The sequence below is a fragment of the Metallibacterium scheffleri genome (assembly GCF_002077135.1).
In the GTDB taxonomy this organism is placed as follows: Bacteria; Pseudomonadota; Gammaproteobacteria; order Xanthomonadales; family Rhodanobacteraceae; genus Metallibacterium; species Metallibacterium scheffleri.
In genome coordinates this window covers 1226488-1240540 of the sequence record NZ_LDOS01000002.1, presented here as the reverse complement: position 1 = coordinate 1240540, position 14053 = coordinate 1226488, and the positions used below count along the sequence as shown (strand labels likewise).

The window sequence follows — 14053 nt, the reverse complement described above, 5'->3', positions numbered from 1 at the left end:
GTGGCGAGCGTGCAGCGCCGCCCAATACATTGCAGTGTTGCGCCATTCAGCCGCGGCTGTATGGCCGCGCGGCGATGCCGACCAGGATGCCGGCGCGCGCTCGTCTGCCGTTGCATGTCTGCGCGCCGGACCGGCGCAAAAATGCCACTTGCGTGCGCTCAATGTTCGCGCGGTGAGTGTTGATCCGCGGAGGCATCTGCGCCGACGCGGAACCGGTGCGCGCGGCGCGCGATCAGCGCCAGTGCGAAGCGGTCGGGCAGCAGCTTGAACAATGTCTTGATGCCGCGGTTGATGCGCCCGGGCACATACACCAGATCGCCACGCTCGGCTGCGGCGAGGCCCTCGCGCACAACGTGTGCGGCATCCATCCACATCCAGCGCGGCATGCGCGCGACCTGCGCGCGTGCACCGCTGACATCGTGAAACTCGGACCAGGTGAAGCCCGGGCAGAGTGCGCACACGTGCACGCCGCGGGCGCCGTTTTCCTGTCCCAGTGATTGCGAAAAGTGGATCAGGTAAGCCTTGCTGGCGCCATACAGCGTGTGCGCGGCGGTACCAGGCACGAGGCCGGCCAGGGAGGCCACATTGACGATGCGGCCCCAGCCGCGTGCACGCATGCCAGGCAGCAGGCGGTGCGCCAGTTCGGTGGGCGCGGTCATCATCACTTGGATGAAATCGGCGTGCCGTGGCCACGGGCTGGCATCGAACGTTCCGGGAACGCCATACCCGGCGTTGTTGATCAGCAGGTCGATGCCGATGCCGTGCGCGTCCAGTTGCGCGCACAAGTTCGCAGGCGCAGTGGGATCGGCCAGATCGGCAGGCAGGATTTCGCAGCGCGTGCCGTACGCTTGCCGGAGTTCCGCCGCGAGGGATTGCAGGCGCTCGCTGCGGCGCGCAGTGAGCACCAGCGCACAGCCTTGCGCCGCAAGGTCGCGCGCGAAAGCGGCACCGATGCCCGCTGAGGCGCCGGTGACCAAGGCCCAGCGCGGAGAATCGGTCATGGATTACCTCGACACGGTGCGATGACAGGCGCGTAGTGTGCGCGTTGCGCGCGCCCTTGCGCGCTGGCTATTCTGCCTGCGGGGAAACACGGATCGGGGAAGGCCATGCGCCGCAAGCTTGTTGCTGCAAACTGGAAGATGCACGGATCGAGCGCGTTGACCGCGACCCTGCTTGGCGCATTGGTGGCTGAGCCACCGCCGTGCGAGGTGGTGGTGTTTCCGCCGTTTCCGTATCTGCCGCAGGCAGTGCAATTGGCGTTTGGTGCAGTTGGCGTAGGCGCGCAGGACCTCAGCGCGCATGTGCAGGGTGCCTATACCGGCGAGGTATCCGCTGCCATGTTGCACGATGTGGGCGCGCGCTGGGTGCTGGTTGGACATTCGGAGCGTCGCCAGTACCACCACGAGAGCGAGGTGCTGATCGCGGCCAAGTTGCAACGCGCGCTGGAAAACGCTTTGACCCCGGTATTGTGCGTGGGAGAGACGCTCGACGAGCACGAGCGCGGCAACACCGAACGCGTGATCGCCAGTCAATTGCAGACACCGCTGCAGGTGCTCGGCAGTCGTTTGGCCGGCGTCGTGATCGCTTACGAACCGATCTGGGCGATCGGCACCGGGCGCACCGCCAGCGCGGCCCAGGTGCAGGCCGTGCATGCCTTCATGCGTAGCCAACTCGCCGCGCACGATGCTAAACTCTCGCGGCTGATCCGGTTGCTTTACGGCGGTAGCGTCAAGGCTGCCAACGCGCCGGAACTGTTTGCCCAACCCGATGTCGATGGTGGGTTGGTGGGTGGCGCCTCGCTGCTGGCCGAGGAATTCCTCGCGATCTGCGTGGCGGCACGCTGATCTGCTCCGGTTCAAGACATACGCATGTTCACCATTTTCTCCATTCTTTACGTGCTGATCGCCGCGAGCATGATCGTGCTCATCCTGTTGCAGCGTGGCGATGGCGCCAACGCCGGTGCCGGCTTTGGCGGTGGTGCTTCCGGCACCGTGTTCGGTGCGCGTGGCTCGTCCAGCTTCCTGTCGCGCGCCACGGCCGTGCTCGCGACACTGTTTTTCGTGGTCAGTCTCGGCATGGCGATTTATCTGAGTCGTGCCGGTACGCCCCAAGCCACTGCGCAGCAAGGTCTGGGCGTGATGGCGGGCGCCGCGCCATCCGCGGCCGCCAAGGCGCAGACGCGGCCAGCGCAGATTGCGTCACCAGTCGTGCCGACGACGAAAGCCCCCGTCGCTGCCCCTGCCGCACCTGCGCCGAAGCCAGAGGCCGCGGGCGGCAAGTGACCGCAGAGTTCGATCCACAATCACGAGCCCAGGTGGCGGAATTGGTAGACGCACTACCTTGAGGTGGTAGCGACGCGAGTCGTAGGGGTTCGAGTCCCCTCTTGGGCACCACATTGTCACTCACTGCGCTGCAGTCCCACAGGCCTGCACAGCGCCCGACGCGGAGGACGTTCGAGCCGTGCTACTTGATCAATATTGGCCGATTCTGTTGTTCATGGTCGTTGCTGCGGGACTGGGCCTGGCCTTGCTGACCATTGGCCTTCTGGTGGCGCCGAAGCGTCCCGAAGCCGAGAAATTATCGCCCTACGAGTGCGGCTTCGAGGCATTCGAGGATGCGCGCATGAAGTTCGATGTGCGCTACTACCTGCTCGCTATCCTGTTCATCATCTTCGATCTGGAAATCGCCTTCCTGTTTCCGTGGGCGGTGGTGTTCGATCGCATCGGCCTGATCGCGCTGATCGAAATGGCCTTGTTCATTGGCTTGCTGGTGGTCGGCTTTGTCTACATCTGGAAGAAAGGAGCGCTGGAATGGGAATGATCCAGAGCTTCGATCGGGTGATGCACAACCCGCAGCCACTGAACCTGGTCGATGACATTCTGCGACCGACACCGGACAACCCGGTGATGCAGCGCGGCTTCGCCACCACCAGCATCGACGCGCTGATGAACTGGGCGCGCACCGGTTCGATGTGGCCGATGACCTTCGGCCTGGCCTGCTGCGCGGTGGAGATGATGCATGCGGGTGCGGCGCGTCTGGATCTGGATCGCTACGGCGTGGTGTTCCGCCCCAGCCCGCGCCAGTCCGATGTGATGATCGTGGCCGGCACACTGGTCAACAAGATGGCGCCGGCACTGCGCAAGGTCTATGACCAGATGCCCGATCCAAAGTGGGTGATCTCGATGGGTTCCTGCGCCAACGGCGGCGGCTACTACCACTATTCCTATTCGGTGGTGCGTGGCTGCGATCGCATCGTGCCGGTGGATATCTACGTGCCGGGCTGCCCGCCAACTGCCGAAGCATTGATCCACGGCATCCTGCAGTTGCAGCAGAAGATCCGCCGCACCAGCACCATCGCGCGTTGAGGCGCACGGCATGAACGCAACCATTTCCCTTGCCCGGCGCCTGCAGGAGCGCTTCGGCGCACAGATCCAGTCCTGTGTCGAGCGTCTTGGCGAGACCACGATCGAGGTCTCGCCGGGCGATCTGTTGTTGCTGGCGCGTGCGCTACGCGACGACGCAGAATTCGGCTTCGAGGAATTGATCGATGTCTGCGGCGTGGATTACCTCGGTCATGGTCACTCGGAGTGGGAAAACTCCGAGCAGGTCACTGGTACCGGCTATTCGCGCGGCGTCGAGGGAACCTCCGGCCCCGGGCGCTTCGACTGGGACGGTCGCCCGCGCGACAGCAACATGCCGCGCCGCTTTGCAGCCGTGCTGCACCTGCTCTCGCTGCGCCACAACCGCCGCGTGCGCGTGCGCGTGTTCTGCCCGGACCATGGGTTGCCGATCGTGCCCTCGGTCACCGCGATATGGCCTGCGGCCAACTGGTTCGAGCGCGAGGCCTTCGATTTGTTCGGCATCGTTTTTGAAGGCCATCCGGACCTGCGCCGCATCCTCACCGATTACGGTTTCGTCGGTCATGCCTTCCGCAAGGATTTTCCGCTGATCGGCAATGTCGAAGTGCGCTACGACCCCGAGCAGCGCCGCGTGATCTATCAGCCGGTGAGCATCGAGCCGCGGGTGTTGGTGCCGCGCGTGGTGCGCGAAGACTCGCGTTATGCGCAAGGCGCCGCCGAAACCGCCGATCATTGGCGCCAGAACTGAGCAGCCCATGGACGAGATCCGCAATTACACGATGAATTTCGGGCCGCAGCATCCCGCCGCGCACGGCGTGCTGCGCCTGATCCTGGAGATGGATGGCGAAGTGGTGATGCGCGCCGATCCGCATATCGGCCTGCTGCACCGGGGCACCGAAAAACTGGCCGAGTCCAAGCCGTTCAACCAGTCGATCGGTTACATGGATCGCCTGGATTACGTGTCCATGATGTGCAACGAGCATGCCTATGTGCGTGCCATCGAGCGTCTTGTCGGCATCGAGGCGCCGCAGCGCGCGCAGTACATCCGCACGCTGTTCGATGAAATCACGCGCATCCTCAACCACTTGATGTGGATCGGCTCGAACGCCCTTGATCTCGGTGCCATGGCGGTGTTCTTGTACGCCTTTCGCGAGCGCGAAGAGTTGATGGATTGCTACGAGGGCGTCAGCGGCGCGCGCATGCACGCGACGTACTATCGCCCCGGCGGCGTCTATCGCGATCTGCCCGAGCGCATGCCGAACTATCATGAATCACCGTGGCACAAGGGCGCTGATCTCAAGCGCCTGAACCAGTGGCGACAGGGCTCGATGCTGGATTTCCTCGACGCCTTCAGCGAGGACTTCCCGCACAAGGTCGACGAGTACGAAGAACTGCTCACCAATAACCGCATCTGGAAGCAGCGCACGGTTGGCATCGGCGTGGTCAGCCCGGAGCAGGCGCGCGCCTGGGGCATGAGCGGGCCGATGCTGCGCGGCTCGGGCATCGCCTGGGACTTGCGCAAGAAGCAGCCCTACGCGGCCTATGCCGATGTCGATTTCGACATTCCCGTGGGTGTCAACGGCGATTGCTACGATCGTTACCTGGTGCGTGTCGCCGAGATGCGCCAATCCAACCGCATCATCCGGCAGTGCATCGAGTGGCTGCGCCGCAACCCCGGTCCGGTGCTGCTGGAAAGCCACAAGATCATCCCGCCGCATCGCGCCGACATGAAAGAAGACATGGAAGCGCTGATCCACCACTTCAAGCTGTTCACCGAAGGCTACAGCGTGCCCGCGGGCGAGGTGTACAGCGCGGTGGAAGCGCCCAAGGGCGAGTTCGGCGTGTACATGATCTCGGACGGCGCCAACAAGCCGTTTCGCGTCAAGCTGCGCGCTCCTGGCTTTGTGCATTTGTCCTCGATCGACGAAATCGTGCGTGGACACATGCTGGCCGACGTGGTGGCGATGATCGGCACCTACGACGTGGTCTTCGGCGAAATCGACCGCTGATCTGGAATCCAACGATGCGCGCAACCGGCAATTTCGAGCAGGTCAAGGATGTCGATCCCGAGGTCGTGCTCAGCGCGGACACGCGCCAGCACATCGAGCACTGGTTGGCCAAGTTTCCGCCGGACCGGCGCCGCTCGGCCACGCTGCAGGGACTGATGGCGGCGCAGGAACAGAATGGCGGTCACCTCACCGACGTGCTGATCGCGGCCGTGGCCAGATACCTGGGCATCCCGCCGGTATGGGCCTACGAAGTCGCCAGCTTCTATTCGATGTTCGCGCTGGAGCCGGTAGGCCGCAACAACGTGGCCATCTGCACCAATATTTCCTGCTGGCTCAATGGCGCCGAGGATCTGCTGCGCCATTGCGAGCAGAAGCTGGGCATCAAGGTCGGCGAGAGCACCGCGGACGGCCGCATTTTCCTCAAGCGTGAAGAGGAGTGTCTGGCTGCCTGCGCGGGCGCACCGATGATGGTGGTCAACGGTCATTACCACGAGCGCCTGGACATCATCGCGATGGACCAGATCCTCGATGCATTGAAATGAGGTAGCACATGGCAGTCGGTCCCGCCCCGCAGGAACACCAGGTCGTGCTCACGACCCTGCATTTCGATAGGCCGTGGTCGCTGGAGAGCTACCGGAAAATCGGTGGCTACGAGGCCTGGAATAAAATCCTGGCCGAGAAAACCGAGCCCGCGGCGATCATCGACGAAGTCAAGAAATCCGGGCTGCGCGGGCGTGGCGGTGCGGGCTTTCCCACCGGCCTGAAGTGGTCGTTCATGCCCAAGGGTGCGATGCAGAAGTACATCCTGTGCAATTCGGACGAGTCCGAGCCGGGCACCTGCAAGGACCGCGACATCCTGCGCTACAACCCGCATGCGGTGATCGAGGGCATGGCCATCGCCTGCTACGCCACCGGTTCGACGGTGGGCTACAACTATTTGCGCGGCGAGTTTCACCACGAGCCGTTCGAGCATTTCGAGCAGGCGCTGCGCGATGCCTACGCCGCGGGCCTGCTCGGCAAGAACATCCTTGGCTCGGGCGTCGACGTGGATATCCACGCCGCGCTGGGCGCCGGTGCGTACATCTGTGGCGAGGAAACCGCGCTGATGGAATCACTGGAAGGCAAGAAGGGCCAGCCGCGTTTCAAGCCGCCATTCCCGGCCAACTTCGGCCTGTATGGCAAGCCGACCACGATCAACAACACCGAAACCTATGCCTCGGTGCCGGCGATCCTGCGCAAGGGCGGCGAGTGGTTTCTCGGCCTCGGCAAGCCCAACAACGGCGGGCCGAAGATCTTCTCGGTTTCCGGCCATGTCAACAATCCTGGCAATTTCGAAGTCCGCCTCGGCACCTCGTTCAAGGACCTGCTGGCCTTGGCCGGCGGCGTGCGCGGTGGACGCAAACTCAAGGCGGTGATTCCGGGCGGATCGTCGATGCCGGTACTGCCCGGCGAGACCATGCTCGAGCTGACCATGGATTACGACGCCATCCAGAAAGCCGGCTCGGGCCTCGGCTCGGGCGCGGTGATCGTGATGGATGAAACCACCTGCATGGTGCGCGCCTGTCAGCGCATCAGCCGTTTTTACTACGCCGAGTCCTGCGGCCAGTGCACGCCGTGTCGCGAAGGCACCGGCTGGATGTATCGCGTGCTTACGCGCATCGTCGAGGGCAAGGGCACGGTCGATGACCTGCATCGTTTGAAAGCCATCGCCGGGCAGATCGAGGGTCACACCATCTGCGCGTTCGGCGAGGCCGCTGCCTGGCCGGTACAGGGTTTCCTGCGTCACTACTGGCACGAGTTCGAGTACTACGTCGAGCATGGTCATTCCATGGTCGAACGCGATCTGGGGGTGGCGGCATGAGCGCCCAGCCCATTGCCGGCACCGCGCCCGATCACGTCAACATCGAGATCGACGGCCGGGCGCTGCAGGTACCCAAGGGCAGCATGATCATCCAGGCTGCGGACAAGGTCGGCATTTCCATTCCGCGCTTCTGCTATCACCACAAGCTCCCGATCGCGGCCAACTGTCGCCAGTGCCTGGTCGAGGTGGAAATGGGCGGCAAGCCCATTCCGAAGCCGCAACCCGCCTGCGCCACGCCGGTGGCCGAAGGCATGAAGGTGCACACGCGTTCCGAGAAAGCCCTGCACTGGCAACGTGACGTGATGGAGTTCCTGCTGATCAATCATCCGCTCGACTGCCCGATCTGCGACCAGGGTGGCGAGTGCGAGTTGCAGGACGTGTCGCTCGGCTATGGCCGTTCGATCTCGCGCTACAGCGAACGCAAACGCGTGGTCGCCGACGAGGATCTCGGCCCGCTGGTGGCCACCGAAATGACGCGCTGCATCCAGTGCACGCGCTGCGTGCGCTTCATGAGCGAGATCGCTGGCACCTATGAACTGGGCGGCATGGCGCGCGGCGAGCATCTGGAGATCGGCACTTATATCGGCAAGACCATCGACAGCGAGCTGTCCGGCAACATCATCGACGTGTGTCCGGTCGGCGCGCTGACCAACAAGGTGTATCGCTTCCAGGCGCGCGCGTGGGAGCTGATCGCGCGCGCCTCCATCGGCTATCACGACGCGCTGGGCTCCAATCTGTGGCTGCACACGCGCCGCGGCGAGGTGCTGCGCACGGTGCCGCGCGACAACGAAGCCATCAACGAGTGCTGGTTGTCCGACCGTGACCGTTACAGTCATCAGGGCCTGTACGCGGCGGATCGGGCGCAGCGGCCGCTGCTCAAGCGCGATGGCGCATGGATCGAAACCGACTGGGATGACGCGCTGGGCGTGGCAGTGGAGCGTTTGCGCGGCGTCAGGGGCAGCGATATCGGAGTACTGGTGCAGCCGGCGACCTCGTGCGAGGAAGGCGCGCTGCTGGCGCGTCTGGCACAAGGCCTGGGCTGCGCCAACATCGACCACCGTTTGCGGACGCTGGATTTCGCCGATGCACCCGTGGCACAGCCATGGGCATGCGGCGTGCAGGCACTGCAAACCGTCGATGCGGCGCTGCTGGTCGACTGCGACCTGCGCAGCGAGCTGCCCTTGGTCAACCATCGCTTGCGCGAGGCCGCCAAGCGCGGCGCCAAGGTTTTTGCTGTCGCCGCACAGCGCCACGACACCCATTTCGCGCTGAGCGAGCAGTTCATCGCTGCGCCGCAGGCGCTGCCCGGGCTGCTGGCGCAGCTCGCGCGTGCGGTTTCCGAATTGGACGGCGCACCTGCCGTACCCGAGGCGCTGCGCGCGCTGTTGGTCGCGGCAAGCGTGGGCGAGCCGATGCGCGCAGCCGCGCACGTGCTGCGCAATGCCGGTAAGGGCAGCGTGCTGTTCGGCCTGCAGGCGCAGCGGCATGCGCAGGCATCCTGGTTGCGTGCGCTGGCGCAGTACATCGCCGCAGCCACCGGCGCGGCGTTCAATGCCGTGCCCGATGGTGCCAATGCGCTGGGCCTGGCGCGCATGGGCGCGCTGCCGCAACAAGCCGGGCTGGCGCTGGATGCGCAGTTGGCGCAACCACGCAAACTGTATGTTGTTTATGGCGCCGAGGTGCCGGAAGACTTTGCCGATGGTGGCAAGGCGCTGGCCGCGTTGCGCGCTGCCGATTGCGTGATCGCGTTTTCGGCTTTTGCCAGCGAGCGCTTGCGCGAACTGGCCGATGTGATCCTGCCGATCGGGCTCACCCCGGAGATCGACGCCACACTGATCAATCTCGATGGCACGCTGCAGGAGAGTGCCGCCGGCGCCAGGTTGCCGGGCGAAGCGCGTGCCGGTTGGAAGGTATTGCGCGCACTCGGCGGCTTGCTCGATTGCAGCGGATTCGAGTTTACCGAGCTGGCCGAACTGCGCGCTGCACTGGCGCCGCAGTTGGCGCAGCAGCCGGTGTCGGGTGCGGGTTTGTCGCCGCCGTGCGCCGTGCCGGCAGACGGATTGCAGCGCATTGCCAACGTGCCGATCTACCGCGGTGACGCTGTGTTGCGCCGTGCCGCCGCGTTGCAGGAGCACGCCTTGACGCAGCCTGTACAGGCGCTGCTGCACCCGCAAGACGCGCTGGCGCTAGGTGTGCATGCCGGCGCGCGGGTCAATGTCGAGGGCATCAGCTTGCCGGTGGTCATTGATGCCGCCATCGCGCGCGGTGTGGTACGCATCGACACGACCTATCCAGAAACCGCAGCGTTGCCGCCGCATGGCAGCACGCTGAATTTGACGAAGGCTTGAGCATGGCTGCCGATCTGCTGCTGGTGCTGTGGACGCTGATCAAGATCCTGGCCATTGTGATCCCGCTGGTCATCGCCGTGGCGATGTTCGTGTACTGGGAGCGCAAGGTACTGGGCTGGATGCACGTGCGCATGGGCCCCAACCAGGTTGGCCCGTTGGGCTTGCTGCAGGCTTTTGCCGATGTGGTCAAGTTGTTGCTCAAGGAAATCGTCGTCCCGACCAACGCCAGTCGCTTCCTGTTTTTTCTGGCGCCGATGCTGGCGCTGGTGCCGGCGCTGGCGGCCTGGGCAGTCATTCCGTTCGGCGAGGGCCTGGTGCTGTCAAACGCCAATGCCGGCATACTGTATTTGCTGGCGATGACCTCCATGGGCGTGTACGGGATCATCATCGCCGGCTGGGCATCCAACTCGCGCTACGCGATGCTGGGCGCGATGCGCTCGGCCGCACAGGTCGTGTCCTACGAACTGGCCATGGGCCTGGCGCTGGTCTGCGTGCTGGTGCTGGCCGGCAGCCTGAATCTGAGCGACATCGTGCGCGCCCAGCAGGGTGGACTGCTGCACTGGTTCTGGCTGCCGCTGCTGCCGATGGTGGTGGTGTATTTCGTGTCCGGCGTGGCCGAAACCAATCGCGCGCCGTTCGACGTGGCCGAGGGCGAGAGCGAGATCGTCGCGGGCTTCCATGTGGAATACTCCGGTGCGACGTTCGCGCTGTTTTTCCTGGCCGAATACGCCAACATGATCCTGGTGTCGTTCCTCACGCCGATTTTTTTCTTCGGCGGCTGGATGAGCCCGTTCCCCGTCAGCTGGGGCGCGATCGGCGACGGCAGTTTCTTCTGGCTGCTGGCCAAGGCGTTCCTGGTCAGCTTCCTGTTTCTGTGGTTCCGCGCCAGCTTCCCGCGCTATCGCTACGACCAGATCATGCGCCTGGGCTGGAAGGTGTTCATTCCGATCGGTCTGGTGTGGGTGCTGGTCGCCGGCCTGCTGAAGTATCTCCACATCGTCACGCCCGGGACCTGAGCCATGAGCCACGTTACGCGCTACCTGAAAAGCCTGCTGCTGTTGGAGTTGTTCCAGGGGCTGGGGCTGACCATGGGCTACTTGTTCAAGCCCAAGTACACCATGCGTTACCCCATGGAGCACATCCCCAAGTCGAACCGCTTCCGCGGGCTGCACGCGTTGCGCCGTTATCCCAACGGCGAGGAGCGCTGCATCGCCTGCAAGCTGTGCGAGGCGGTGTGTCCGGCACTGGCCATCACCATCGACTCGGCGCCGCGGGTCAGCGACGGCCAGCGCCGCACCACGCGTTACGACATCGACCTGTTCAAGTGCATCTACTGCGGCTTTTGCGAAGAGAGCTGCCCGGTGGACTCGATTGTCGAGACGCATATCCACGAATACCACTTCGAGCATCGCGGCGAGAACATCGTCAACAAGACGCAGTTGCTGGCCATTGGCGACCGCTTCGAGAACGATATCGCCGCGGCGCGCGCGCAAGACGCCGCATTCCGCTGAGCGCCGAGGACCTACCCATGAACATCCAGCTCCTGGCGTTTTATTTCTTCGCTTTTTTCGCCGTGCTCGGCGCGTTACTGGTGATCAGCTTGCGCAATCCGGTGCATGCGGTACTCAGTCTGGTGATGACATTTTTCAGCGTCGCCTGCATCTGGATGCTGCTCGACGCCGAGTTCCTGGCGCTGGCCCTGATCGTGGTGTATGTCGGTGCGGTGATGGTGCTGTTCCTGTTCGTGGTGATGATGCTGGACATCAAGGTCGCCGCGGCGCGCGATGGTTTCATCCGCTACCTGCCGGTGGGCATTGGCGTGGCGCTGATCATGCTGGCCGAGATGATCGCGCTGATCGGTGTGCGCGCCATGCAGGTCGCACCGCCACCGAATCCTGCGACCATGCACGGCGAATCCAACGTCGCCTGGATCGGGCAGGCGCTGTACACGCACTATCTGCTGCCGTTCGAGGTGGCCGCGGTGATCCTCACCGTGGGCATCGTCGCGGCCGTGGCACTGACCTTGCGCCAGCGCACGGGCGTGCGTCATCAGAGCGCGGCGCAACAGGTCGCCGTGGTGGCGCGCGATCGCGTGCGCCTGGTCAGCATGCCGGCGGAACGCAGCGATGACGGAGCGAAATCATGATCACCTTGGCGCACTACATCGTGCTTGGCGCGGTGCTGTTCTGCATCGCCGTGGCCGGCATTTTCATCAATCGCAAGAACGTGATCGTGCTGCTCATGGCGATCGAGCTGATGCTGCTGGCGGTCAATATCAACTTCATCGCCTTCTCGCGGTTTTTGGGCGATGTCTCGGGGCAGGTGTTCGTGTTTTTCATTCTCACGGTGGCGGCGGCCGAAGCGGCGATTGGTCTGGCCATCCTGACCCTGCTATTCCGCAACCGGCGCACGATCAATGTGGCCGAATTCGATGATTTGCGCGGCTGAGGACGCTTCATGATTGTTACTTCAACATTGCTCGCCATCGTCCTCGCGCCGTTGATCGGTGCACTGCTGGCGGGCTTGCTGCGCAAGCAGATCGGGCGCGTTGGCGCGCACAGCGTCACCATTCTCGGCGTGGGCATCGCTTGCGGCCTGTCGCTATGGGTGTTCTGGCAGTTGGTGTGGGGTGGGGCGGCGGTCTACAACCACAACATCTACACATGGTTCCAAGTCGGCAACATCGGTGCGTACGTCGGATTCCAGATCGACCGTCTCAGTGCGCTGATGATGGTGGTGGTCAGTTTCGTGTCGCTGATGGTGCACATCTACACCGTCGGCTACATGGCTGAGGATGACGGGTATCAGCGCTTCTTCAGCTACATCGCGCTGTTTACCTTTTTCATGCTGATGCTGGTGATGAGTAACAACTTCCTGCAGCTGTTCTTCGGCTGGGAAGGCGTGGGACTGGTCTCCTACTTGCTGATCGGGTTCTGGTACAAGAAACCCACCGCCTCGCGCGCCGGCATGAAGGCTTTTATCGTCAATCGCGTCGGTGATCTCGGTTTCGTGCTGGGCATTGCTGCGGTGCTTTATTTCCTGGGCTCGCTGAGCTACAGCCAGGTATTCGCGCACGCACCAAGCTTGGTCGGGCGCGGCATCGAGATCATCCCCGGCCACTCGTGGTCGGCGGCGACGCTGATCTGCATCCTGTTGTTCATCGGTGCCATGGGCAAGTCGGCGCAGGTTCCGCTGCACGTGTGGCTGCCGGATTCGATGGAAGGCCCGACACCGATCTCGGCGCTGATTCACGCCGCCACCATGGTGACCGCGGGTGTGTTCATGGTGGCGCGCATGTCGCCGCTGTTCGAGCTTTCGACCACGGCGCTGAGCATGGTGCTGGTCATCGGCGCCACCGGTGCGTTCTTCCTTGGATTGATCGGCATCACGCAATGGGACATCAAACGCGTGATCGCCTATTCGACGCTGTCGCAACTGGGTTACATGATGGCCGCGCTGGGCGCATCGGCCTACGCGGCGGGCATTTTCCACCTGATGACGCATGCGTTCTTCAAGGCGCTGCTGTTCCTCGGTGCCGGCTCGGTGATCATGGCCATGCACCACGAGCAGGACATGCGGTACATGGGCGGCCTGCGCCGCTACATGCCGATCACTTATTTCACCATGTGGGTCGGCGCGCTGGCGCTGTGCGGCATCCCGCCGTTTTCCGGATTTTATTCGAAGGATGCGATCATCGATGCGGTCGGCATGTCGCATATCTGGGGGTCGGGCTACGCCTACTGGTGCGTGCTGCTGGGCGTGTTCGTCACCGCGACCTACACCTTCCGCATGATGTACCTGACCTTCCATGGCCAGGAGCGTTTCCGCGTCGATCAGCATGCCGGGCATGGTCACGATGATGATGCGCACCATGAGCGCGGCGTGCTGGCGCATCCCCCGCACGAATCGCCCTGGGTGGTGACCGTGCCACTGGTTTTGTTGGCGATTCCCTCGCTGCTGGTGGGCATGTTCGCGGTGCAACCGCTGCTGTACGCCGATTTCTTCGGCAGCGCGATTTTCGTCCTGCCGGCGCACAATGTGCTGGGCGAGATGGCCACGCATTTCCATGGCGTGCTGCCACTGACGCTGCATGCGGTGTTCACCGCGCCGTTCTGGATCGCGATCGCCGGTATCGCGGTGACCAGCTACATCTATCTGTTCAACCCGGGCCTGGCAGATGTCGTCAAGCGCGCGCTGGGCCCTGTCTACCGGATCATCGACAACAAGTTCTACTTCGACGAGTTCTACGATGCGGTATTCACGCGCGGCAGTGTCGCGCTGGGCCGCACCTTGTGGAAGCGCGCCGATGATGGCGCCATCGACGGTGTCATCGTCAATGGCTCCGCTGCGCTGGTCAATCGCGTCGCGACGCGCGCACGCGCGTTGCAATCCGGTCTCCTCTACCACTATGCGTTCGCCATGATTCTCGGACTGATCCTGTTGCTGGCGGGATTCGTGTTCGTGGGTCGCGCCTGA

The 14053-nt window shown here is 63.7% G+C and carries 15 protein-coding genes and 1 tRNA gene; 15 read left to right on the top strand and 1 reads right to left on the bottom strand.

Annotated features, from left to right (window positions below):
- Positions 1–158: 158 nt before the first annotated feature.
- Positions 159–1001: an SDR family NAD(P)-dependent oxidoreductase gene (locus tag Mschef_RS10730; protein WP_081128270.1), complete on the bottom strand. Its 843-nt coding sequence runs from the start codon at positions 999–1001 to the stop codon at positions 159–161.
- Between the two features lie 105 nt (positions 1002–1106).
- Here Mschef_RS10730 and tpiA point away from each other — a divergent pair, with 105 nt between their 5' ends.
- From tpiA to nuoL, 15 genes are all read left to right on the top strand, one after another.
- Positions 1107–1844 (top strand): triose-phosphate isomerase, encoded by a 738-nt coding sequence (gene tpiA / locus Mschef_RS10725; RefSeq protein ID WP_081128269.1) that lies wholly within the window; start codon positions 1107–1109, stop codon positions 1842–1844.
- 24 nt (positions 1845–1868) lie between these two features.
- On the top strand, positions 1869–2282 hold the full coding sequence (gene secG / locus Mschef_RS10720; RefSeq protein WP_081128268.1) for a preprotein translocase subunit SecG: 414 nt from the start codon (positions 1869–1871) through the stop codon (positions 2280–2282).
- Positions 2283–2308: 26 nt separating this feature from the next.
- Positions 2309–2393 (top strand) — tRNA-Leu (locus Mschef_RS10715).
- A 103-nt stretch (positions 2394–2496) separates the two neighbouring features.
- The gene (locus Mschef_RS10710) at positions 2497–2820 is read left to right on the top strand and encodes an NADH-quinone oxidoreductase subunit A (RefSeq protein WP_081129968.1); all 324 of its coding nucleotides are present in this window, start codon (positions 2497–2499) and stop codon (positions 2818–2820) included.
- Positions 2811–3365, top strand: a complete 555-nt coding sequence (locus tag Mschef_RS10705; RefSeq protein ID WP_081128267.1) for a NuoB/complex I 20 kDa subunit family protein — start codon at positions 2811–2813, stop codon at positions 3363–3365. The genes Mschef_RS10710 and Mschef_RS10705 overlap by 10 nt, the downstream gene beginning before the upstream one ends.
- Positions 3366–3375: 10 nt before the next feature.
- Positions 3376–4107, top strand: coding sequence for an NADH-quinone oxidoreductase subunit C (locus Mschef_RS10700; protein ID WP_081128266.1), 732 nt, complete (start codon positions 3376–3378; stop codon positions 4105–4107).
- A gap of 7 nt (positions 4108–4114) precedes the next feature.
- Positions 4115–5368 carry an NADH-quinone oxidoreductase subunit D gene (locus Mschef_RS10695; protein WP_081129967.1) on the top strand — a complete coding sequence of 418 codons (1254 nt, stop codon included), beginning with the start codon at positions 4115–4117 and terminating at the stop codon, positions 5366–5368.
- 14 nt (positions 5369–5382) lie between these two features.
- Positions 5383–5910 (top strand): NADH-quinone oxidoreductase subunit NuoE, encoded by a 528-nt coding sequence (gene nuoE / locus Mschef_RS10690; RefSeq protein WP_081128265.1) that lies wholly within the window; start codon positions 5383–5385, stop codon positions 5908–5910.
- Between the two features lie 8 nt (positions 5911–5918).
- A complete protein-coding gene (nuoF, locus tag Mschef_RS10685; protein WP_081128264.1) occupies positions 5919–7229 on the top strand; it encodes an NADH-quinone oxidoreductase subunit NuoF in 1311 nt (436 codons plus the stop codon).
- Positions 7226–9577 carry an NADH-quinone oxidoreductase subunit NuoG gene (gene nuoG, locus Mschef_RS10680; protein ID WP_081128263.1) on the top strand — a complete coding sequence of 784 codons (2352 nt, stop codon included), beginning with the start codon at positions 7226–7228 and terminating at the stop codon, positions 9575–9577. Before nuoF ends, nuoG begins: the two co-directional genes overlap by 4 nt.
- Positions 9578–9579: 2 nt before the next feature.
- The gene (gene nuoH / locus Mschef_RS10675) at positions 9580–10593 is read left to right on the top strand and encodes an NADH-quinone oxidoreductase subunit NuoH (RefSeq protein WP_081128262.1); all 1014 of its coding nucleotides are present in this window, start codon (positions 9580–9582) and stop codon (positions 10591–10593) included.
- 3 nt (positions 10594–10596) lie between these two features.
- Positions 10597–11088 (top strand): NADH-quinone oxidoreductase subunit NuoI, encoded by a 492-nt coding sequence (nuoI, locus tag Mschef_RS10670; protein ID WP_081128261.1) that lies wholly within the window; start codon positions 10597–10599, stop codon positions 11086–11088.
- A gap of 17 nt (positions 11089–11105) precedes the next feature.
- On the top strand, positions 11106–11723 hold the full coding sequence (locus tag Mschef_RS10665) for an NADH-quinone oxidoreductase subunit J (RefSeq protein WP_081128259.1): 618 nt from the start codon (positions 11106–11108) through the stop codon (positions 11721–11723).
- Positions 11720–12025, top strand: a complete 306-nt coding sequence (gene nuoK / locus Mschef_RS10660) for an NADH-quinone oxidoreductase subunit NuoK (RefSeq protein ID WP_081128257.1) — start codon at positions 11720–11722, stop codon at positions 12023–12025. Before Mschef_RS10665 ends, nuoK begins: the two co-directional genes overlap by 4 nt.
- Before the next feature lie 9 nt (positions 12026–12034).
- Complete coding sequence (gene nuoL / locus Mschef_RS10655; protein WP_081128254.1) at positions 12035–14053, top strand: NADH-quinone oxidoreductase subunit L; 2019 nt, start codon at positions 12035–12037, stop codon at positions 14051–14053.